Annotated in this window: 20 protein-coding genes and 1 other RNA gene; 15 read left to right on the forward strand and 6 right to left on the reverse strand. The window is 41.4% G+C overall.

Features of this window, described 5'->3' with window-relative positions; all coding sequences use genetic code 11:
- Positions 1 to 430: 430 nt before the first annotated feature.
- The 3 genes from FJX03_05995 to FJX03_06005 form a co-directional block, all read right to left on the reverse strand.
- Complete coding sequence (locus tag FJX03_05995) at positions 431 to 1,768, reverse strand: nucleotide sugar dehydrogenase (GenBank protein ID MBM3633237.1); 1,338 nt, start codon at positions 1,766 to 1,768, stop codon at positions 431 to 433.
- 108 nt (positions 1,769 to 1,876) lie between these two features.
- Positions 1,877 to 4,153 (reverse strand): DEAD/DEAH box helicase, encoded by a 2,277-nt coding sequence (locus FJX03_06000; protein ID MBM3633238.1) that lies wholly within the window; start codon positions 4,151 to 4,153, stop codon positions 1,877 to 1,879.
- Between the two features lie 647 nt (positions 4,154 to 4,800).
- Positions 4,801 to 5,688 (reverse strand): TIGR01459 family HAD-type hydrolase, encoded by an 888-nt coding sequence (locus tag FJX03_06005; protein ID MBM3633239.1) that lies wholly within the window; start codon positions 5,686 to 5,688, stop codon positions 4,801 to 4,803.
- Between the two features lie 153 nt (positions 5,689 to 5,841).
- Between FJX03_06005 and FJX03_06010 the strand changes: the two genes are divergently transcribed.
- Positions 5,842 to 6,762, forward strand: coding sequence for a DMT family transporter (locus tag FJX03_06010; protein ID MBM3633240.1), 921 nt, complete (start codon positions 5,842 to 5,844; stop codon positions 6,760 to 6,762).
- Positions 6,763 to 6,831: 69 nt separating this feature from the next.
- On the opposite strand, the gene FJX03_06015 is transcribed toward FJX03_06010, so the two are convergent.
- The gene (locus FJX03_06015; GenBank protein MBM3633241.1) at positions 6,832 to 7,494 is read right to left on the reverse strand and encodes an alpha/beta fold hydrolase; all 663 of its coding nucleotides are present in this window, start codon (positions 7,492 to 7,494) and stop codon (positions 6,832 to 6,834) included.
- Between the two features lie 204 nt (positions 7,495 to 7,698).
- Between FJX03_06015 and FJX03_06020 the strand changes: the two genes are divergently transcribed.
- The 11 genes from FJX03_06020 to ssrS all read left to right on the forward strand — a co-directional run bounded on the left by FJX03_06020 (position 7,699) and on the right by ssrS (position 16,104).
- Positions 7,699 to 8,175 (forward strand): Rrf2 family transcriptional regulator, encoded by a 477-nt coding sequence (locus FJX03_06020; GenBank protein MBM3633242.1) that lies wholly within the window; start codon positions 7,699 to 7,701, stop codon positions 8,173 to 8,175.
- Positions 8,172 to 9,257, forward strand: coding sequence for a cysteine desulfurase (locus FJX03_06025; protein MBM3633243.1), 1,086 nt, complete (start codon positions 8,172 to 8,174; stop codon positions 9,255 to 9,257). Before FJX03_06020 ends, FJX03_06025 begins: the two co-directional genes overlap by 4 nt.
- Before the next feature lie 34 nt (positions 9,258 to 9,291).
- On the forward strand, positions 9,292 to 10,509 hold the full coding sequence (gene iscS, locus FJX03_06030) for an IscS subfamily cysteine desulfurase (GenBank protein MBM3633244.1): 1,218 nt from the start codon (positions 9,292 to 9,294) through the stop codon (positions 10,507 to 10,509).
- A gap of 17 nt (positions 10,510 to 10,526) precedes the next feature.
- Positions 10,527 to 10,916, forward strand: a complete 390-nt coding sequence (gene iscU / locus FJX03_06035) for a Fe-S cluster assembly scaffold IscU (protein ID MBM3633245.1) — start codon at positions 10,527 to 10,529, stop codon at positions 10,914 to 10,916.
- Between the two features lie 22 nt (positions 10,917 to 10,938).
- Entirely contained in the window at positions 10,939 to 11,277 is a 339-nt protein-coding gene (locus FJX03_06040) for an iron-sulfur cluster assembly accessory protein (protein ID MBM3633246.1), read from the forward strand.
- Entirely contained in the window at positions 11,189 to 11,800 is a 612-nt protein-coding gene (hscB, locus tag FJX03_06045; GenBank protein MBM3633247.1) for a Fe-S protein assembly co-chaperone HscB, read from the forward strand. Before FJX03_06040 ends, hscB begins: the two co-directional genes overlap by 89 nt.
- 17 nt (positions 11,801 to 11,817) lie before the next feature.
- Positions 11,818 to 13,671, forward strand: coding sequence for a Fe-S protein assembly chaperone HscA (gene hscA, locus FJX03_06050; GenBank protein MBM3633248.1), 1,854 nt, complete (start codon positions 11,818 to 11,820; stop codon positions 13,669 to 13,671).
- A gap of 25 nt (positions 13,672 to 13,696) precedes the next feature.
- On the forward strand, positions 13,697 to 14,026 hold the full coding sequence (locus tag FJX03_06055) for a 2Fe-2S iron-sulfur cluster binding domain-containing protein (protein ID MBM3633249.1): 330 nt from the start codon (positions 13,697 to 13,699) through the stop codon (positions 14,024 to 14,026).
- Between the two features lie 91 nt (positions 14,027 to 14,117).
- The gene (locus tag FJX03_06060) at positions 14,118 to 14,903 is read left to right on the forward strand and encodes a hypothetical protein (GenBank protein MBM3633250.1); all 786 of its coding nucleotides are present in this window, start codon (positions 14,118 to 14,120) and stop codon (positions 14,901 to 14,903) included.
- An 8-nt stretch (positions 14,904 to 14,911) separates the two neighbouring features.
- Positions 14,912 to 15,874, forward strand: a complete 963-nt coding sequence (locus FJX03_06065; protein ID MBM3633251.1) for a hypothetical protein — start codon at positions 14,912 to 14,914, stop codon at positions 15,872 to 15,874.
- Positions 15,875 to 15,951: 77 nt separating this feature from the next.
- Positions 15,952 to 16,104: non-coding RNA, 6S RNA (gene ssrS, locus FJX03_06070), on the forward strand.
- 158 nt (positions 16,105 to 16,262) lie between these two features.
- On the opposite strand, the gene FJX03_06075 is transcribed toward ssrS, so the two are convergent.
- Together FJX03_06075 and FJX03_06080 are read right to left on the reverse strand one after the other, a co-directional pair.
- Entirely contained in the window at positions 16,263 to 16,994 is a 732-nt protein-coding gene (locus FJX03_06075; GenBank protein ID MBM3633252.1) for a hypothetical protein, read from the reverse strand.
- A gap of 141 nt (positions 16,995 to 17,135) precedes the next feature.
- The gene (locus tag FJX03_06080) at positions 17,136 to 19,151 is read right to left on the reverse strand and encodes a ComEC/Rec2 family competence protein (protein ID MBM3633253.1); all 2,016 of its coding nucleotides are present in this window, start codon (positions 19,149 to 19,151) and stop codon (positions 17,136 to 17,138) included.
- A gap of 335 nt (positions 19,152 to 19,486) precedes the next feature.
- Here FJX03_06080 and FJX03_06085 point away from each other — a divergent pair, with 335 nt between their 5' ends.
- From FJX03_06085 to FJX03_06095, 3 genes are all read left to right on the forward strand, one after another.
- Complete coding sequence (locus tag FJX03_06085; GenBank protein MBM3633254.1) at positions 19,487 to 20,878, forward strand: glutamate--tRNA ligase; 1,392 nt, start codon at positions 19,487 to 19,489, stop codon at positions 20,876 to 20,878.
- Between the two features lie 24 nt (positions 20,879 to 20,902).
- Positions 20,903 to 22,108, forward strand: a complete 1,206-nt coding sequence (locus FJX03_06090) for a phosphoglycerate kinase (protein ID MBM3633255.1) — start codon at positions 20,903 to 20,905, stop codon at positions 22,106 to 22,108.
- A gap of 221 nt (positions 22,109 to 22,329) precedes the next feature.
- Entirely contained in the window at positions 22,330 to 22,620 is a 291-nt protein-coding gene (locus tag FJX03_06095; protein MBM3633256.1) for a co-chaperone GroES, read from the forward strand.
- The last annotated feature ends 7 nt before the right edge of the window (positions 22,621 to 22,627 follow it).

Genomic DNA, 22,627 nt, shown 5'->3' on the forward strand with positions numbered 1-22,627 from the left:
ACTAAGAGTTTGCAAAAAGATCACGCTAGGGATAACCAGCAATTTTTCCAGCAAGGAAAACACAAGCGAGCTTCGCCAAAAGAACCCAATGTTTCAATCATTAAATTAAATCGTTTGGGCACTTTCATGATCTTAGATTAAGTCTTACTTAATCAAGAGTTCTTAAGCTTTATATTTTTTTCAGCTTATCAGGTTTACTTGTTTCATTTTTAGTTATCAATGTATACCTGTGTCTATTATTATGTGGGGATAAGTATCCAACTGTCAACCAAAAACAAAAAATTTTTTAGTTTAGTCAAGGAAACGGCGGTTGTTAAAGGATAAATAAATAAGGGGATCAAAAAAAGATTTTTTCTTAATAAAATATTAAGAATTACCAAATTTTTAAGTCTGCGAATGCTTTTCGAATAGTAGGAGACTTTAAAAACTTTTAAGCCTTAACCACATTTTCTTTCGAACCCTTAACGCGCATTGTGGCATTACGGGTATCAATTACCAAGGGGCTATGGGTTACCAAAAAATCATAATCTATATCATCATGATCTGTACAAATGAGGACTGCATCATAAGAATTTAAGGTTTCTTTCGTCCAAGCAATTGATTCTTTGCCATTAATGACGGGGTGCTCGCGGGATTTATGGACGATGGGAACAAACGGATCGTAGTAGTCTACATGCGCGCGCTTGTTATGTAAGGCCTCAAAAATCGCTAAGGATGGACTTTCGCGAATGTCGTCGACATTTTTCTTATAAGCCATGCCAATAAGGAGGATACGTGAGCCGCTTAAACTTTTGCCAAATCGCATATCCAGAGATTCGCGTAATTGATTGATGACGTAATCCGGCATGGCTGTGTTAACTTCACCCGCAAGTTCAATAAAACGTGTGGAAACTCCATATTCACGCGCTTTCCAGGTTAGATAGAAGGGATCAATGGGAATGCAATGCCCCCCGAGGCCAGGTCCGGGATAAAAAGGCATAAATCCAAACGGTTTTGTCTTGGCGGCGTCAATAACTTCCCAAACATCAATCCCCATTTCAGAATAAATAATCTTCAGTTCATTAACCATGGCAATATTAATACAGCGAAAGATATTTTCTGTTAGTTTTACAGCTTCTGCTGTAGAGGTTGAGGAAACTTCAACCACTTTGGGAACAATTTGACTATATAAAGAAACAGCTAACGTTCGAGAGGAAGAATCATCCGCACCCACAACTTTGGGAATACTGGAAGTTGCATATTGCGGATTGCCAGGATCTTCGCGCTCCGGCGAATAGGCGACAAAGAAATCTGTGCCAGCTTTAAGGCCCCCGCGTTCTAAAATAGGGATAATCAATTCTTTTGTTGTTCCCGGATACGTTGTCGATTCTAGAACGATAAGCTGCCCTTTGCGCAGATTTGGCAGAATGGTTTCGGCAGTGGCAATCACATAACTCATGTCCGGTTCGCGATGACGGGTTAATGGTGTGGGCACGCAAATTAATATCGCATCCATGCGGCTAAGATCTTGGGAGTTGTGGGTCGGTTCAAAGCGCTTTTGTTTGAGTAAATTTTCCAAACAATCTTGGGGAAAACTCTTAATATAAGACGTCCCCTCTTTCAAAGTGTTTACGCGGGTTTCGTCCACATCAAAACCGATGACGTGAAATCCTTGATCCCCTAAGGCTTTAACCAAAGGTAACCCTACATAGCCTAACCCCATTACCCCTACAATAGCTTTATGGGTGAGAAAGGCTTGATTCAGCGTGTCGATTGATAGAGATGACATGAAAGTCCTTGAGATTGAATAGAATAACGATGACTTTTTTTACCGGAGTTGAGGGTAAATTACAAGTGGCAGATCAATATCTCAACTTATAAGTTTGATTCGTCATGATTAGGGCAATGGTTCAAATAAAGCCTCAAGATCTTCAGGTGTGATTGCCCCGCTACTGGTAGTTGTGCCATCAAAGACGCCCGCAAAAAGAGCGGCTTTATGGTGCTGCATATCGAGAATCTTTTCTTCAACCGTCCCCACGGTAACCAATTTATAGACGAACACGGGTTTATCTTGACCAATGCGGTAGGCGCGATCAGTAGCTTGATTTTCGACAGCCGGATTCCACCAAGGGTCATAGTGGATGACCGTGTCGGCAGCGGTGAGGTTTAATCCGGTGCCGCCCGCTTTTAAGCTGATTAAGAACAAAGGAACCTTACCAGACTGAAAGTCATTAATGGGGGTTTGTCGGTCTTTGGTTTGGCCAGTGAGAATGACATAAGGAATTTTTAGTTTTTTTAATTCAATTTCAATTAGGGCGAGCATACTTGTGAATTGCGAGAAAAGGAGAATCTTGCGATTTTCCTCAATCATTTCTGGCAACGTATCAATTAAGAACTGTAACTTGGCAGATTCTTTTACATTTTTAGCGGAATCAATTTTTAAAAGACGAGGATCACAACACACTTGGCGCATTTTTAAGAGCGCATCTAGAATAACAATTTGGCTGCGTTTTAGGCCTCGTTCCTCAATTTCAACTTGTATTTTTGAGTGCATGGCTAACCGCACAGATTCGTATAAATCTCTTTGGGTGGGGAGAAGCTCAATATGTTGAATGATTTCTGTTTTTGCGGGGAGCTCTGAGACAACTTCCTCCTTTGTTCGACGCAACATGAAGGGATGAACACGGCGTGTGAGGGCAAGCTGACGATCTTTGTCTTGTCGTTTCTCAATCGGTTTTCGGAATGTTTGGGTGAACTTCTTATTATCTCCTAAGAATCCGGGCATGAGAAAATGGAACAAGGACCAAAGCTCTCCGAGATGGTTTTCCATAGGCGTTCCGGTTAAACATAACCGATGCTTGGCTTGTAATTGTTGAACAATACGGTGCGCCATCGTATTCGGATTTTTAATCATTTGCGCTTCATCAAGAATAAGTAAATGATATTTATAAGCTAAAAGAATGTCTTTATCTCGCGACAAAAGCGGATAAGTCGTGAGAATTAGATCATTATTTCCAATATGTTCAAAATTTGTTTTGCGTTCGTTCCCTTGGAGAATAAGAACCTTTAAGGTAGGTGCGAAGCGGGCGGCTTCCGATTTCCAGTTGGTCATGAGGCTGGTAGGCGCGACTACCAGCACAGGATCTTGCATGCGGCCGCTTTCTTTTTCAACAATGATGTGCGCAAGCGCTTGAATGGTTTTTCCTAGTCCCATATCATCAGCCAAAATACCGTTGAGATTATGGTCGCGTAAGAATTGCAGCCAGCTAACCCCATCTTCTTGATAGTGGCGCAACGTGTCTTTAAAACTTTCAGGAAGGGTGACTTTTTCTATGGTTTTGAAATCCCGCAACTTATTCCCAAGTTCACGCAATTGATTAGAACCGAACCACCGGAGTTGGCTCGCTGCCATGGCATGTTCAAGTTCAGCAAGTTGCGCAGATTGCCAGGTGGATAGTCGCAAATGCCCTTCACTGGTTAAGGCATTAAAGTCGTAGAGTTCGATGAGAGTTCGCGCAATAAATTGAATTTTCTTGGCTGGTATAGGTAAATAGCGACCATCATCTAATTGAGTATAAATCATTTCTGAATCGCTGAGTTCGTCGTTTTCGACGGTTGTACGAACATTGGGATTGCGCAACAATCTCACAATATGTGGCAAAATATTAATGCGCTTCCCTTCAATTTCAACACCCATTTCCAGGTCAAACCAATCAATACTCGTGGTGGTTTGATTATCAATGTTCGCATACCATTCCCCAATATTTTTAATGGGCTGAAAAGGAAAACTGGGGTCTGTTTCAATCAGCCACCCTTCACTGCGAAGTTGCGGGAAAATTTCTTCTGTCATTTTCATGGCCGTTTGAATGATCAATTCATCGGTTACCAAACCCAAACTGCCTGGTGTTTTGGCATCAAAAATGAGATTGCTCATCTCAAGACTAAACGGATCGATTTGATGAGCGAAATCGCCTAATTTTTTCCATTGTTTGAGGAGAGGATGAGATAAAAATTCTTGTTCGGCATTACTATTGCGGGCAATGACACTGGACTCAACACTTTCTGTCAGAGGCACTTTTCCTTGTGTATAAGCAAAAGAAAGGTGCACCAGGAATTTTTTCTCATCTTGGGTTATAGACCACGGGCGCACTTTAAAGCGCACCGTATTTGTCATGATACGAAATATTGGTGTCGGAATTTCGTCTGTGCTCTTGGTTGCAGACCGGGGCGTAATCGGGGCAGAGTGTTTCGAGACGGCTTCAATGAGAGTTGCGGCTACGTGTGGACAATTATGGTCCATGGGGCAAGAACAATATCCATCAACGATAAAGTTGCCCTCTTTAAAACTGACAATAATATCTGTGCTGTAAGTATTTTTCTCAGTTTCTTGAATGGTAGATTTATATTTCCAATGCCCATATTTATCGTGACCAACCTCAAGACGCGTCACGCGATTCTCTTTCTGGTAGACGCCCCCTTTTTCAAAAAGTTGGGGATCAAAATCCTTTTCAATATCAGTTAAAGTGAAAAACGGCGTTGATTTCATAGATATAGATTTCATCACTTTTCATAGGCTCAAAAATTGAAGAACTATAATAGATAACAGTTATTTTAATAATTAAGCAAGACAAAAATTAATTTTGAGAGAAGTTTATACGTAAGACAACATTTTTAGATTTGCCATAACGTGCTTTGGAAAATATAAAACTCTCTAGGGCGGCTGACAAATTAAATTATTATCGTGTTGGCCATTTGATGGTTGGGAGAAAGGAAGGCAATACAATTATTCGCAATTCTTTTCTTTAATAACAAATAATTGAATCAGATTTCCCAGTTCATGTTTGTCACGGCATATCGCGGGGTAATGTCTCTTTGAGCGCATAGATTTTGAAGTAATGTCGGTGTATTTGCCGTCAATTTATAATCGTCAAGAAGGTCTTCATGGTGAATGCCGCTCATAACAAGAACGCCATCGATATGGTAAGATTGCGCGCCTTTAATATCTGTTGTTAAAGAATCACCGATGGCTAAAATGCGAGAGGTAGGGGTGCCGTCCAACAATTTCAGGACAGGTTGATATACAGCTGGGTAAGGTTTGCCGTGATAAAAAACATCGCCGCCCATTTCCTCGTAACGGTGGGCAACGCCGCCGCTGCATAAAATAATTTTCCCGTTGTGAACAACGACACGATCCGGATTTGCGCACAACATGGGGAGCCTACGCTCACGTCCCTTATTTAAAATCTCCTCATAGTCATTGATGTGTGTATACTCCGCACCGGTCATTAGGATAAAATCTGCTTCATCAGGCGTGCTGGCTTTTTCATAAGGCAAGCCATCGTACATAGGATGATGAAATGCTGGTCCAATATGATAGAGGCGTTGACCCAAACGTTGATGCCAGGCGTCCGGTCGATTTTTTAAGCCCTGATGCGTATCTTCACCGGAAGTATAAATGTGCGTATACAAATCTCGAGGAAGTCCCATTTCTGCCAAATGGGCTTCTGAGGCAAAGACGCGACGCGGAGAGTTAGATAACAAGAGAGTTGTTTTTTTTAAGTCTTTTAAATTTTTCAATGTTTCGAGAGCATGAGGGTACGGCTTAATGCCATTATGAATGACGCCCCATAGATCTATGATAAAAGCATCGTAATGATCAATGACATCTTTAATGCCGGTAATAAATTGGGAATGCTGGAATGGGGACATCGTAAAAGTACTCTTTTCACAAAATTAAAAAAACGTTAGGGGAAATTACCCTTTTGCGTCAAGAAGATTGTCAAATTCCCCCCTTCTCTATGTGGGGGGGAAAGAACATTGTGTTTTCTATAAGACATCCCATATATAAGAGGAAAGGAGCATATGATGAATCAAACACAAAGCGAAACATTAAATTCTGTTCAAACAATAAACCTTCGCGAGCTCATCAAAAGTAAACTGCCCCCCAAATTTGTGGGCGCCCTCTTTATGCTTCTTTGGGCTTTAAGTTTTAGTACAGCGATGGCATTTGCCAAGACCCTTTCTCCTGAAGTTGATAGTGTTATGGTGATGTTTATGCGTTACTTTTTTGGATTGGTATTTTTTACCCCCTTTATTATTCGTGCGGGTACCAAAGGATTTACCACTTCAAGACCCCTCCTTCATTTGATTCGTGTTGTGGCATTGGGAATTGCCGTCAGTTGCACTTATTTCACTTATCGAAAATTACCCTTAACTCTGGCAACATCTATTGGCATGTCGGGGCCTTTATTTACAACTGTGCTGGCCATGATATTTTTGAAAGATCATATTCGCTTTTCAAAATGGATGTTAATTATTTTAGGATATGTTGGCGTCATTGTTGCGGTGCGTCCCCACGAATTAACAATTAATATTGGTGTGTGGACAGCTCTTTTGGCCAATTTGTGTGCGTCGCTTTCTCTAATTTGTGTAAAACTTCTCACGCGCACAGAAAGTACATTCACCTTGATGCTTTATGCGAATACAGCCACTACATTTATTGCTAGCCTTGTGGCTTTTGTGGTGTGGGAAACGCCATCACAACCTGATCTTCTGACTCTTGTGGCTGTGGGAGGATTTGGTGTTTTCTCTCAGTATTGCAGTGTCACGGCCATGCGACATGCAACACCTTCTTTTCTGGCACCATTTGAATATACGCGAATTTGTTTTGCTATTCCCATTGGGTATATTTTCTTTAATGAAATTCCCGATCTGGGAGTCATTTTGGGAAGTTTGATTATCATATGTGCAACTTACGGCTTGACGCGCATTGAGCAAAAGTAATGTCATAAGGGATTTGTAAAATTTAAAAAACCTCTCCCTTTGTGCTTCCCAAGGGGAGAGGAAATCATATTACTGATTGACAGCGATGCTTGATCGTAAAAGGTTTTTCGTCAAATATCCTTCTACATGTGTTCGCAGTTCAGCTAATTGTCCTGCGAAGAAATGATCCGCCAAGGGAACCATACGGTAGTCGATATTAATGCCACGTTGGAGTTGAAGTTTACTCACTAAATTTGCAACAGAAGTATGGGGAACGATGTCGTCCTTCTCCCCTTGCAAAATTAATCCGGGTACTGGACAAGGAGCTAAGAAACCAAAATCATAACGATCTGCTGGGGGGCTAATGGAAACGAATCCCTCTAATTCAGGACGACGCATCAGAAGTTGCATGCCAATCCACGCTCCAAAAGAAAATCCTGCAACCCAGCATGCGGAGGCATTGGTATTATTGGCTTGGAGCCAGTCAAGAGCGGATGCTGCATCATTGAGCTCTCCTTCCCCATTATCATAAGTTCCTTCGGACCGTCCAACGCCGCGGAAATTAAAACGAAGGGTGTTGAATCCACGTTCTGCAAAACTTCGGTAGAGAGCGTAAACAACTTTATTGTTCATCGTTCCGCCATGTTGGGGGTGGGGATGTAAAATGACTGCAATCGGTGCCCCATCTCGATGGGTTTGGTGATAGCGTCCTTCAATGCGCCCAGCGGAACCATTAAAAATTATTTCTGACACAACGTTTCCTCCTCCCCTTAGATTTTAGGGGCCTTATATAGAGTGGCCCACAAAACAATACTTGACCAATTTAGTCGGAATAGGTATTTCTAGTTCTAGATGTGGATCCATTCCTCAAAATTGGTATCGATATAAAATATAACGATATCGCAAGAAGTGTAACATGGCTTTTCAAGAACAGCTATGAAAAACGAAAGAGATTTTATGCGTTTAAGCACAAAAGCACGATATGCGGTAACAGCAATGGTCGATGTGGCTTTAGAGGAGGGCTCTGGGCCTGTATCTTTGACGACTATTTCCAGTCGCCAAGAGCTTCCTTTGGCTTATTTAGAACAGCTTTTTGGTAAGTTGCGAAAAGCGGGCTTGGTTAAAAGTAGTCGTGGTTCCGCAGGGGGATACGCTTTAAATCATAAAGCTCAAGATGTCTCTATATTAGATATTATTTCAGCAGTGGACACTCCCTTGAAGGCAACGCGCTGTGAACATGAGTCGGCTAACGGCTGTCGTGCAACGGGAGAACGCTGTATCACCCATGACTTATGGGATGAGTTAGGAGCCGTCGTTCAATTGTTTTTGGGTCGAGTCACTTTGGCGGATGTTTGTGAAAATCGCATTGCCGGTATGGGGCGATTTGGAATGTTTATGGATCTCTCTTCCAGCAAAGATCAGCGTGTTGCATGAGTTTGTATTTGGATTACAATGCAACGGCTCCGTTGTGTGAGCAGGCCAAAAAAGTGATGATTGAGGGAATGGATTGGTCTGGGAATGCTTCGTCGGTCCATCACTTTGGGAGACAAGTTCGTCAGAAAATTGAAGAAGCCCGCCAAAATATTGGTGATTTTTTTCAAGTGAAAGCGGGAGATGTTATCTTTACGAGTGGCGCAACAGAAGCCAATCACTTATCTCTTTGCGGGTTTGAGGGGCGCGTAATCGTTTCTGCAATTGAGCATGATTCAATTGATCAAGCCCGTCCAGATAGAGAAGTTTGTCCGGTTGGCCCCAAAGGTACTATCGATTTAAATGCTCTGGAGGTTTTATTACAATCACAGGAAGGTCCTGTTCTCGTTTCGATAATGGCTGCAAATAATGAAACAGGCACGATTCAACCTATAAAAGAAGTTGTGGCCCTTGCGAGAAAGTATAACGCTTTTGTCCATTGTGATGCGGTGCAAGCTATTGGAAGAATACCTTTGTTATGGAATGGAATTGATCTCTTTTCTGTTTCTGCCCACAAGTTGGGGGGGCCCCAAGGTGTTGGAGCATTGATTATGAGAACGGACATGCCTTTAAAAGCACAGTTACGGGGTGGGGGCCAAGAGCGATCGTTTCGATCAGGAACGGAGAATTTTTTGGGCATCTTAGGTTTTGCGGCTGCCGTGATGGCGATAAAAGAGCAAAATTGGAATTTTGTTAAGACTTTGCGAGACAGACTGGAAAGTCAACTGAAGGATCAATGTTCGGATGTCATATTTTTAGGTCATGAGGCCCCGCGCTTACCGAACACTGCAGTTATTGCAATGAAGGGTGTGAAAAGTGCAACGCAAGTTATGAATTTTGATTTAGCCGGGATTGCTATCTCTGCGGGATCGGCTTGCTCATCTGGTAAAGTAAAACGCTCTCGTGTTTTGGCCGCTATGGGGATTGCAGAAGAATTGGCTGCTTGTTCTGTCCGGGTTAGTCTTGGGCCTACGAGTTCAGAAGAATTGATCGATCGATTTGTGGATGTTTGGCTAAACATATATGAGCGAGCTCAGGCAAAATGATAAATGATTTTAGGGTTTTTGGAGACAAAAAAATATGACACCGTCACAACAAATATATTTAGATTATCAGGCAACGACCCCATGTGATCCCCGTGTTGTCGAAAAAATGCTGCCTTATTTCACGCAGATATTTGGCAATCCTCATTCTCGAAATCATCCCCATGGCTGGATGGCTGAAGAAGCGATTGAAAAAGCCAGATCTCAAGTTGCTTCTCTTATTCAAGCCGATCCACGGGAAATTATTTTTACCAGTGGCGCAACAGAGTCAAACAATTTGGCGATAAAGGGCGTGAGTGATTTTTATAAGGATACAAAAAATCATATTATTACGTGTGTTACCGAACATAAATGTGTCTTAGATAGCTGCCGGCATTTAGAAGAGGATGGTTTCAAAGTCACTTACCTTCCTGTCCAACCGAATGGATTAATTGAATTGAATGCCCTTCGAGCTGCAATTCGTCCCGAAACCATTTTGGTTTCAATTATGGCCGTAAATAATGAAATTGGTGTGATCCAACCTCTCAAAGAAATTGGGAAAATATGTCGCGAAGGTGGTGTGTTTTTTCACACGGACGCCGCTCAAGCTGTCGGTAAAATTCCTTTAAATGTTGAAGAAATGAATATCGATCTCCTTAGTATTTCTGGGCATAAAATCTATGGACCGAAGGGCATTGGGGCTCTTTACGTTCGTCGCAAACCACGTGTTCGTCTACAAGCGATTATTAATGGTGGAGGACAAGAACGAGGGATGCGCTCCGGAACTCTTGCAACACCTCTATGTGTTGGTTTAGGGGAAGCTTGTGCAATTGCCCAAGAGGAAATGGCCATGGAATCAGAACGACTTACGGGCTTAAGTGCTCGCCTTTATCACGGATTGACGAGCCAATTGGCTGATGTACAGTTGAATGGTGAGGGGGCCCCCCGCATTCCCGGCAATCTCAATTTAAGTTTTGCTTATGTTGAAGGGGAAGGCTTAATGATGGGCATTAAAGATTTATCTGTTTCTTCCGGTTCAGCATGTACTTCTTCTTCACTTGAGCCTTCTTATGTTTTACGTGCTTTGGGTGTGCAAGAAGAAATGGCTCATACCTCAATTCGTTTTGGAATTGGCCGTTTTACTACAGAAGAAGAAGTCGATATTGCGATTCAAAAAGTTGTGACAGCTGTAAAACGGTTGCGCGAAATGAGCCCTTTGTGGGAGATGGTCCAAGAGGGCGTAGATTTGAAAAATATTAAATGGTCAGACCACTAATTTAAAGGAGAGAGAAAATGGCTTACAGTCCTAAAGTGATTGATCACTATGAAAACCCGCGCAATGTTGGTGCGTTTGATAAAAGCGATGCCTCTATTGGAACTGGGTTAGTTGGCGCGCCTGCTTGTGGTGATGTTATGAAATTGCAAATTAAAGTGAATGAAGACGGCATTATTGAAGATGCAAAATTTAAAACCTTTGGGTGCGGTTCTGCTATTGCTTCCAGTTCTCTTGTTACAGAATGGATTAAAGGAAAAAGCTTGGCTGAGGCCCAAGCTATTCGCAATACAGAAGTTGCTCAAGCTTTAGCTCTGCCTCCCGTTAAAATTCACTGTTCAATTTTAGCAGAAGATGCTGTGAAAGCAGCCATTGCAGATTATCAGTCCAAGTCTGAAACCAGAAAATAAGCAGCAATATAAGAGAGAAATCATGACACGAGCCGCTCCTCTTACAATAACGGATTCCGCTTTTGAGCGCGTCAAGGCTTTATTAGCAGCTCGAGGAAAACCGTCTGTTGGTATCCGCATTAGCATTCGCACAAAAGGATGTTCGGGGCTATCTTACTCAATAGAATATGCCGACGAAAAAAATCCGTTAGATGAAATGATGGAACAAGAAGGAATCACGATTCTTATTGATCCCAAAGCAATCCTCTTTATTTTGGGAACAGAAATGGATTATGTGGAAGAAAAAATGCAATCTGGTTTTGTTTTCCGAAATCCCAATGAGAAAGGGCGGTGCGGTTGTGGAAAATCATTCCATGTTTAAGGATCTTCAAAATCCTTTTGAAATTTTAGGGATGGAAGCGACATTTGATGTTGACCAAACTGCGCTTGATGCTGCTTATTTTGCCCGCCAATCCTTAGCCCATCCGGATCGCTTCATTCACCATTCTGAACCTGAACGCCAGGCGGCAACAGCTCAAGCTTCTTCCCTAAACTCTGCTTATGAAACCTTAAAAAATCCCACTTTACGAGCAAAAGCTCTTTTGACTTTGAAGGGGATTGAGATTCAAGGGGAAGAGGGAAAATCAGTTCAAGATCCTCAGGTTTTAGAAGAAATGATGGATTTGCAGGAAGCTGTTTTTGAGGCACATTCTCCACAAGATGTCAGCCGGATTGAAAACCAAATTCAAGATCGTTACCTTCAAGTTATACTCTCTTTTGGGCAGGCTCTTCAAAAAAATCTCAATCGCGAATTGCCGGGGCTTTTTTTACGGTTGACGTATTTATCAAAATTGAAAGAGGATTTAAAAGTGCGCCAAACCCAAGCCTCACTAAAAATGCTGTAGGGAGGAGAACACCTCACATGTTGCTGCAAATAACAGAGCCCATATCCACCCTCGTTCAAGAAAAACTTTCTCAAGCTGTAGCTATAGGCATTGATTTGGGAACAACAAATTCTGTTGTCGCTTATTCGCAAAATCAAAAACCATTTGTTTTGCAAGATGCGCAAGGGGTCAGTTTACTGCCGTCGGTTGTGGCTTATTTGGATGGGACCGCACCGATTGTGGGCGAAAAGGCCATCGACTTAATTGAAGAAATGCCAGACTGTGTGGTGACATCTTCAAAGCGCTTGATGGGACGTTCAGGTTCAGAAGTTGCTGAGATAGCGGGAAATTTTGTACACATAATGACAGATCAAGACTCTCAGGACAAAGTGGTGAGATTGATAATTGGTGGCCAGGTCAAAACGCCTATTGAAGTTGCAGCAGATATTTTACGTGAACTAAAAAATCAAGCTGAAGTTGCCTTAAAACAGCCTATTGAAAAGGTCGTTATAACGGTGCCGGCTTATTTTGATGAAGCTGCACGGCAAGCGACTAAAGAAGCTGCAGCTCTTGCGGGTTTGCAAATTATGCGCTTGATTAACGAGCCTACGGCTGCCGCATTAGCCTATGGTTTAGATCACGGGATCGAAGGAATCTACGCTGTTTATGATTTTGGAGGGGGAACATTTGATTTCTCTCTTTTGCGCATGACAAAAGGTGTGTTCCAAGTGCTGGCAACAGGAGGTGATGTTGCCTTGGGCGGCGATGATATTGATCGACTTATTTTAGAATATCTCCGTCACATGTCGTCTGGAATTGAGCTCCCGACCAAATCTTATAAACAAGCCTTAAAAATAACGCGAGAAATAAAAGAATACTTATCGCACCAGGAAAGAGGGATGTGGGCGCTGCCCGGCGGAAACGAGTGTCCGTTAGATCGTCAAACATTAGAACAATTAGCAGCCCCACTTGTTGAAAAAACAATTGATATTTGTCGTCAAGTCTTAATAAGTGCAGATTTAAAACCCAAAGATATTCATGGTGTTATTCTAGTCGGCGGCGGAACTCGAATGCCGTTAATTCAAGAAAGAGTATCTGAATTCTTTGAACAAAATCCTTTAACAAATCTGAACCCTGATGAAGTCGTTGCTTTAGGGGCAGCTTTACAAGCAGAGGCTTTAACTCACGGATCTGAAACATTGCTTTTGGATGTAACCCCATTATCATTAGGTATAGAAACTATGGGGGGGCTGGTTGAAAAAATTATTCCCCGCAATACACCTATACCCGTAAGTGTTAGTCAAGAATTTACGACCTACCAAGATGGGCAGACGGCCATGAAGATTCACATCCTACAAGGGGAACGTGAATTGGTGGAGCATTGTCGTTCTCTTGGAGAATTTAATTTAACGGGTATTCCGCCTATGACAGCAAATGCGGCCAGAATTGCTGTAACATTTCAGGTTGATGTGGATGGGTTATTAACGGTCTCTGCTACGGAGAAAACAACGAATATCAGCCAAGAAGTAACTCTAAAACCGTCTTATGGATTGACGGAAGAAGATTATGTGCGCATTTTGCGTGAAAACGTGGTTCATGGACAAAAAGACATTAAAAATCGTCTTTTGATCGAAGCCAAAGTTAAAGCGCAGCAGTTGCTCCATCAATTGGATAAGGCTATTAAAGTTGATGGCGATTTATTGACAGCCATAGAACATAATAATCTTCTTCAAGCTATGGAAGCTTTAGAGGAACGCTTGACAGATGGAGACCAAGACGCCATTGTAAAACGACAAAAATTGTTGGAGTCTATCAGTGCACCATTTGCGACACGCCGGGTAGAACGCTTGGTTGGAGAAGCGGTAACTATTTCTTCCCCACCAGAGAAGTAAACAAATATATTGGAGTTTTAAGACAATGCCAAAAATGACATTTATAACCCCATCAGGTGGTCGCGTTGATGTAGATGCACCGGTTGGCCTATCAATTTTAGAAATTGCTCATCGTAATAAGGTGGAGTTAGAAGGCGCTTGTGAAGGATCGTTGGCTTGCTCGACGTGCCATGTCATTGTGGAGTCGGACTGGTATGAACTTCTTAGTACTGCAACAGAAGATGAAGAAGATATGCTGGACCTTGCCTTTGGATTGACACAAACTTCTCGATTGGGGTGTCAAATTATAATGACAGATGAACTTGATGGCCTGGTGGTTCGCTTGCCGAATGCAACCCGGAACATGATGGTTTAGATGAATTGATATTTTCAGACATCCTACTTATTTAAAAGAAGGTATGTTTACGTTATTCTTTCTTATTTTAATCAATAACAAAGGAACGATAATGAAATTCGTATCTTGCTTCTTAAAAGTTATGATTTATTCTATAGCAATCATATTTACGGAAAATGCAGGGTTAGCAATAGATCAATTTCATGAAACAAGTCCCCTTTTGGATTCCAAAAAAGGAGTCTTTGAACTTCATCAAGTTCATGCGCAATCAGCTCGCATACCTGTTTGGCCCCTGGAGCAAAATGTTCCCCTAAATTTAAGTTATTTAAATGTAGGAAAACTAAGGGAAGATTGTGACAAAGAATTTCAAAAATTATATGGTAATAATGCCCTAACGCCTTACAAGGTTGGTCTATTCTGCGTAATGAATTTATCATTAGCCCCTTTTACTCTGGCAAGTTATACTTTACAACCAGGCATGTTTTATGTCTTTGCAAGTGCGTTTAATGAGAGTGAAACCACTGTACATATTCTCAATGAAGACATTGTTTTTGCTGAACAAGCGATTATAGATAAAATAATAGGGGTGCACACATTTGGTGTACATCTTACTGCCGTGCCCATATCATCCCCTTTTATGTCTAAAGTTATTGTGATTGGGGAGAATACGTCTTTGGAGAGTCAAACAAAAGAAGCCATTCTCATAAAATTTCGTCAGTATCAACAAGAGAAAAAGAACATTAAATTGAATACTCTCTTAATTCCTCAATTCTGCTGCTTCCTAGAAAATCCTGCAGCCTATGAAGAAAATCTTAAGCTTAAAAAGGTTGTTTTTGTTCGAGAAGAAACACTATCGTTGAAAGCAGAATTTTCTGAGGCACAACTTGCAAAATCTTAGGAGAGTCTTTGCTTCCTTTTTCCATTCAAAATAATATTCATTCTCTCTTGAAAGGGTTAGATTCAAAAGATCCTTTCATAAAGGCTCGTGCGGAACAATCAGAGAAATATCGCGCAGTTGGGGGGCAAATTAAACCCGGGTTTGCTTCTCAAAAAGAGGCAATTGCCTATATTATGTCACGATTCCCCGCAACTTTTGCAGTTGTAGAGACCATCTTATCGACCCTACCGTTAGAAGATATTCAATCTGTTTTAGATTTAGGTGCGGGACCGGGAACAGGTTCTTTGGCAGCAGCGCTTCGTTGGCCCTTGTGTCAACACTTTCAGCTTGTTGAAGGGGATGCATATATGAATAAATTGTCGCAACAAATTCTTAAAAATATTCCGGAAATTATAAGCCAGTCATTTTCATATTCTCCCGAAAATCTTTTGCGCTACCCTTTTAAAGATACACACGATCTCGTGATCTTATCTTATGTTTTAAACGAACTTTCTTCTCAAAATCAAAGTCTTATCGTGAAGAAAGCTTGGGAGAAAGCCACAAAAGGACTGGTAATTGTTGTTCCGGGAACACCCACTTGTTATCAGCAATTAATGATATTACGAGATTTATTAATTGAGATGGGGGCGTTTATTGTCGCCCCCTGTCCTCATCATGAAGATTGCCCCCTTCCAAAAGGTGATTGGTGTCATTTTTCAACACGGCTTTCTCGGTCATTGGCGCATCGCGTTATCAAGGATGTTTCTTTGCCTTATGAGGATGAAAAATATAGTTATCTTATTGCCTTGCGAGAAGCTATACCCCGGACGGGTACAAGGGTCATTCGCAAACCGCTGAAAAGGTCTGGTCATGTAATACTTGATTTATGTACGTCGCATGGTCTTCAACGACAAACATTGTCCAAACGAGACAAAGATTTATATAAGAGGGCAATTGAACTGGCTTGGGGAGAGAGTTGGGAGAGTGAGTAAAACAACTCTTTTCAAGGCAGAATTGCGTTAGGTCCTGAATAAGTTGTAAACAACGCAAAATTTTGGTATAGTATATTTTGGTGCTGCTGGGTTTGATGGGGTTACATCCCCGGACCCTAATTAACTTCTCGGAGGCTGTCCCTACCAAAGCCGTGGTTTTGGCATATGGTTTCCACCTGCTTGTCAGGTCGCGAGAGGATCAAAATTCCGCCGGCTCAAGTGGCACCAATTTTTATTTTAAATTCCTTATTCTTCTTTAAATATTGTCATTTTTTACGATTATTTAAAAAGTAAACCTGTATATATATAAAAAAAAAGAGGACTATGGAAAGCCCCCTTAAATACTAATTTTATATTTTTTATTAAAAAAATTGCTTAACCTACCGAATTAGTCATGAATATAAATAGGCAATCCTGCTTTTTTAAGATCTTGTTCAGCTTTTTTAATTTCATCTTCTGAAATAGAAACTTCTGGATGGGAATTTTTATATTTTTGAAGGGCCACACTTTTGATTTGAGAATTCAAACAATGGGGAAAAGGCGTTGATATTTCAGGTTCTAAGTTTATCCCATGTAGGCAGCTTGGCATGTCAAGAATTCTCATCATTCCTGGGTTTTTTTTATCATCCTCACTAAGGCTTGCCCAATTGTTTTTGAGTGTTCGTACATAGTCAGCAAGGCTAAATCTTTTAAAACTCATAGATCTGTATAGCCATTCAGGTAAGCTATCATTCATTGCTGATGGAGGGAGGTTAAGATCAGAAAAAACGGTGCCTGATGATCCTATAGTAATAAGAGAGCGTAAATCCACAACCCCATAAAATTTATTTCCGCCCGCAATTTCAATATTGACTAAACCATAGCGCTTAGGAAATGAATGAATTTGTCGAGTTTGAACCCCATCTTTTGCAGCTTCGAGAGTGATACATATCGTGTCCATTGGGGCTAGAGGGCCTTCATCTATACCAGGAATGTTAGGAAAAATTCGGAATGTGGCTGGTGAAGTGTAGCCATTTCTCATTTCTAAGTTTGAAGAGTTAGGGTTTTCTTGTGTGCCGTAAGCATAATTTGTGCTGACGAGCGATATGAAAACCATCGCTCGAATGAGTAAGTAATGCATGTTAAAATCCTTTAGAAGAGGGTTTGAGTTATAATTTTTATTAATCAAATGCAATATAATATATTTTACTTATTTATAAAACTAAAAATTATAGTTTGAAGTTCCTGTTTATATAATGTTTTTAAATGTAAATTTAATTTATTAGCTCCAGGGTCTTATCCCTAATTCTCTTTTGACAAATTTTACTTTTATAAAATTTGTGTTAGTCCAAATTTGAGCGATTCCTTCTTTTTTCAAAGTATAACGGTCAATTAAAATTTTTGGGAGATGTCCCCACTCTCTACACTCTCGCCATGCATAACCCGTTGTGATCAGACAAGGGTGTTGGCACATTTCTTTCGAAATAGGTAAATTATAATCTGAGGAACGAATCATAAGACAGTTTCCAAGGTGCACCTGATCTTGCGTCCATTCCTTTTTTTGTGTTAACCCCAATTCTTTCATCCAATGATTTGCATAAAAACTACCCTTTTTCAGGTTTGATATATACAGAACATCCCTTAGAGAATAAGCAATGACGGACCCATCACCGCTCGCATAAATTGTAGGGGAATTTTGAAAAAATAGAATGATACAAGCCGTTCCACAAGGAATGATCCCGAGCCATCGCCAATAGCTTTTCCAGATACAAATCCATAAAGCACCTAATGTTATCAATCCCAGAAAAGAAGGAGGAGGCGTGGGGACAAGAATAGCTGCTCCGGGCCAGGAAGAGACCATTTCAGCAATGCGAATAAGTTGTTTTATTCCAAAAGATAACATCTGGAAGGCAAACTCTATTCCTCCAAAGAGGAGGGAAAAAACGCTAAAAGTTGCTGCAGGCATAATGAGAATGCTGGTGAGAGGAATAGCTAAAAAATTTCCAACAATAGTCTGTAAAGTTATGCGGTTAAAAAGGGCGAGGGTGAAAGGAGTTGTTGCGAGTGTTGCAATAAGTGTAGTGGCTATTAATCCGGCTCCGTATGCGATTATTTTTCGAGAATATCTGCCTTCAAGAGACCATTGCCGTAAAGGACTCCATCCCCCTTCATAAGCTGCAATGAGAGCAATGACCGCGGCAAAAGATAATTGAAAACTAGCTGAGAGCAAGCTTTCGGGGCGTAATAGTAAGATAAGTGTGGCAGCAACGGCAACTAAGCGCATGGACAACGGGTTTCGATCTAAAAGAATGCCGAGCATAACAATGCTGATCATGACAAATGCGCGTTGTCCAGGAATTCCAAATCCTGATATGGCAAGGTAAGCGAAAGTGGCGAAAGCCACTAAAATAGCTGCCCATTTTTTGATGGGATAATTTTCTGCTAAGTACGGTATGAGAGCTAGTCCTCGACGAAAAAATAAAAATATTAGGCCCGCAACCAGCGTTAAATGTAGGCCTGAAATAGCCAGTATATGGGCAAGTCCTGCATCCGTAAAAGCTTGGCGAATATGGGGATGTATACCTGATCGATCACCCGTGATTAAGGCTACAGCAATTTCTCCTATTTGACCCGGTAACTGTTGACGTATGCTTTTTGTTAATCGATAGCGCGTGGCCTCAAGCCATAGACGTTTGTCTTGTTTTTTAAGAATTTGAATTGGGCTTTTGATATGTCCTGTCGCCCCCATTCCCAAAAAATACGCTTGGCGCCGAAAATTATAGCCATTTATGCTTACCGGATCTGAAACAGGAAGCAGAGAAGTTTCTAAAGAAATACGATCTCCAAGGGTTGCCATTAAAGGCTTTGATAAAGTGTGAGTTAGGCGAATTTTATTTAAACGGGAGGTATCGTCCTCAAATGTAAGTTGATCTAGTGTTAATCGACGGCGATTATGTTGTTCTTCAATATCTATAAGGCGGCCGCTTATTCTTATTCTCTCTATTTTTTGGGAAAGAAAAGGTGTGGCAAGCCAGTCGGAACGCACTTTGGCGGCTGAAAATCCAAGGATCATGCTGAGGGATGCTATGGAAATTAAGAAAATAAACAGATGGTCATTCCTTTGGCGAAGAGCCACAAAAGTTCCCACCAGGCTTAATAAAAGCACTATACTTGTTTGAGTTAACGAAGGTTCGAAGGGCAAACAAAAATACGTGGATATTCCAATCCCTAAACCTACAGGCCACCATAATACCCACCGAGATTTGTCTTCAAAAAACAGGGAATAATCTATCTTCATTTGCACAACCTATGGTTGTTTTTCCTAAAGGTACTTTAAGCAGAGATATTTATGGATTCAAGGGGATGATTTGACTCATGGTTTTAATAGGAATGAGTTAAAAAAGGGAAATTTATAACTCATGACTAAAAAAAAGAAATTAAATTTCTGCAAAAATTATGAGTTTTCAAAACAAATTAAATATAGGGAGGACAACACTCCCTTATCGTAACGATAAGAGTATGCAAGAAAGTATCAATTGGTTTTCAACGGGATATTTAAGCGAATCATTTTGGACAGAAGTTGTCTATTTATGCTATCACCTCAAATAGAAATCAATAAAAGGTGACCTATAGATGACAGTTATTACGCGATTTGCGCCATCCCCTACGGGATATTTACATATTGGGAGTGCGCGCACGGCTCTTTTTAATTGGCTGTATGCTCGGCACACGGGCGGAAAATTTCTTCTTAGAATTGAAGACACAGATCGAGCTCGTTCCACGAATGAGGCCATTGACGCTATTTTTGACAGTATGAATTGGCTGGGATTAACTTGGGATGAAGATCCGGTATTTCAATTTACCCGGGCGAGTCGTCATGCCGAAGTTGCGCGCCAACTGTTGGCAGAAGGAAAAGCATACTACTGTTATTGTTCACCGGAAGAGTTAGAGAAAATGCGAGAAGAAGCTCGTGCTCAGAATTTACCGCCACGGTATGATGGGCGATGGCGCGATCGTAATCCTTCTGAGGCCCCTTCGGATATTCCACCCGTCATTAGATTTAAAGCTCCTCAACAGGGGGAAACAATTATTGAAGATCAGGTTCAAGGAACTGTCCGTCTGCAAAATAATCAACTAGATGATATGGTTTTGTTGCGTGCCGATGGCACACCAACTTATATGCTTTCAGTGGTCGTTGATGATCATGACATGGGCATTACGCATATCATTCGGGGTGATGATCATTTAACAAACGCTTTTCGCCAGCAGCATCTTTATCATGCCTGTGGATGGAGTGTCCCCCACTTTGCCCATATTCCTCTTATTCACGGGGCCGATGGGGCAAAACTATCTAAGCGACATGGGGCCTTGGGGGCAGAAACCTATCGTGAGATGGGTTTCTTACCAGAAGCGATGCGTAATTACCTGCTGCGGTTAGGCTGGGCTCACGGAGATGACGAAATCATTCCCACGCATCAAGCCATTGAATGGTTTGATTTGCCGGCCATAGGTCGTTCTCCCGCTCGATTTGATATTGCGAAATTGACAAATTTAAATGCCCACTACATGCGTGAGGCGGAAGACGTTCGATTGGTTGATTTGATAATGCGCCCCCTTAGTGAGTTTTTTCAGCGGACTCTTTCTGCAGAAGAACGTCAGAGAATTATTCGCGGTATGCCCGGGTTAAAAGCACGAGCAAAAACAGTTCTTGAGCTTATTGACAGTGCGCGCTTTTATATTGAGCGCCCCCCCCTTGATGATAAAGCTGAGAAGTTTTTAAGTGCTGAATTCTTGGATATGGTGAAGCCTGTAATAGACAGGTTAAAGAATTTGACTTTTTTTTCTGCAAAAGAAACAGAAGATGTTGTCCGGGAAATTGCTGAGAGCACAGGTCAAAAATTAGGAAATTTAGCTCAGCCTTTACGTGTTCTTTTAACGGGCAGCACAATCTCCCCTAGCATTTTTGAGGTCATGGAAGTTTTAGGACAGGATGAAACTTTGAAACGTTTGGAGCGTGTGTCTTAAAAATAATACAGTAGAAAGATGATGATGACAGAATTTCTGACCTTAGATGATGTGGATGTATCTCAAAAAACTGTATTGGTACGTGCTGATTTAAATGTGCCCATGCAAAATGGCCAAGTCAGCGATTTAACGCGTATCAAAAGGTTAGTTCCAACGATAGAGAATTTGAAAGATCGCGGCGCGAAAATCATCATCTTATCACACTTTGGGCGTCCCAAAGGACGGCGTTCATCACAAGAATCTTTGAAACATCTTTTGCCGGCGTTATCTAGCGCTTTTGGTCAGGCCATTTTTTTTGCAAATGACTGTATTGGTCCCGAAGCAGACAAAGCATCAAAAATGCTTCAGCCTGGCCAAATTCTGCTTCTTGAAAATCTACGTTTCCATGAGGGTGAAGAGAAGAACGATCCAATTTTTGCAAAAGCCCTAGCAAATTTAGGAGATATATTTGTAAATGATGCTTTTTCTTGCTCTCATCGAGCTCACGCCTCTGTGGTGGGTCTGACCCAATTCCTCCCCTCGATTGCTGGACGCGGAATGCAAGCTGAATTAGAAGCTTTGGATCGCATTTTGGAGAAACCGAAGCGTCCTCTTATGGCTATTGTGGCCGGCTCAAAAGTTTCTACAAAATTGGATTTGCTTCAAAACTTAGTGCAAAAGGTTGATTGTCTGGTTGTCGGTGGGGGGATGGCGAATACATTTTTGTCTGCCTTAGATTATCCCATTGGGCAATCATTAAGTGAAAAAGATATGTTGGATACGGCTCATGCTATTTTAGCACAAGCTAAGGTTTCGGGATGTGAGGTCATTTTGCCCCGAGATGTTGCGGTAACTTTAGAAATTAAAGCTTATGTTTCTCGTGAAATTGTTACAATCACACAAGTCCAGCCTTCCCATAAAATCGTTGATATTGGTCAGGAAACTATTGACTATATTGCTACCAAACTCAAAAGTTGCGCCACAGTCATTTGGAATGGTCCTGTAGGTATATTTGAGGTTCCTCCCTTTGATGTGGGAAGTACGGCTTTGGCAAAATTAATAGCTGTGAAAACCAAAAATGCTGGGCTAATTAGCGTAGCTGGTGGGGGAGATACGCTTGCAGCTTTAGCTCATGCACAGTGTTTAGATGATTTTTCTTATACATCAACGGCAGGGGGGGCATTTCTGGAATGGCTAGAGGGCAAGAGTCTTCCGGGAGTGATGGCGTTGAGGATAAGGGACGCCGCGTAAGGAATCGACTTTATTTTTTATAAAAGATATGTTTGTTCTCTCGTTTTGTCTATTTCATTTTTATTTTTTGGATGAGAGATGTTTGAACATCCTTGAAAAATATGGGCAAATAAAAAGAATGTTGACGAGGGGTATATTTTTGCGCTAATAATTTAGCACTCCCTCGATGAGAGTGCTGATACTCAAAAAGAGGTTAAGAAAACACTTATGGAGAAGAAACAATGACATTTAGACCATTACATGATCGCGTGCTCGTAAAGCGCATCGAAGCTGAAGAGAAAACAAAATCAGGCCTGATTATCCCTGATACAGCCAAAGAAAAGCCAATGGAAGGCGAAGTGGTAAGCGTAGGAACTGGCATTCGTCAGGAAAACGGAACTATTACCCCGTTGGATGTTAAGGCGGGTGATCGTATTCTGTTTGGAAAATGGTCTGGAACAGAAATTAAACTTGAGAACAAAGATTACATCGTGATGAAAGAATCTGACATCATGGGAATCTTAAGTAAATAATATAACA

It is taken from the genome of Alphaproteobacteria bacterium, from assembly GCA_016870095.1.
Lineage (GTDB): Bacteria > Pseudomonadota > Alphaproteobacteria > Paracaedibacterales > VGCI01 > VGCI01.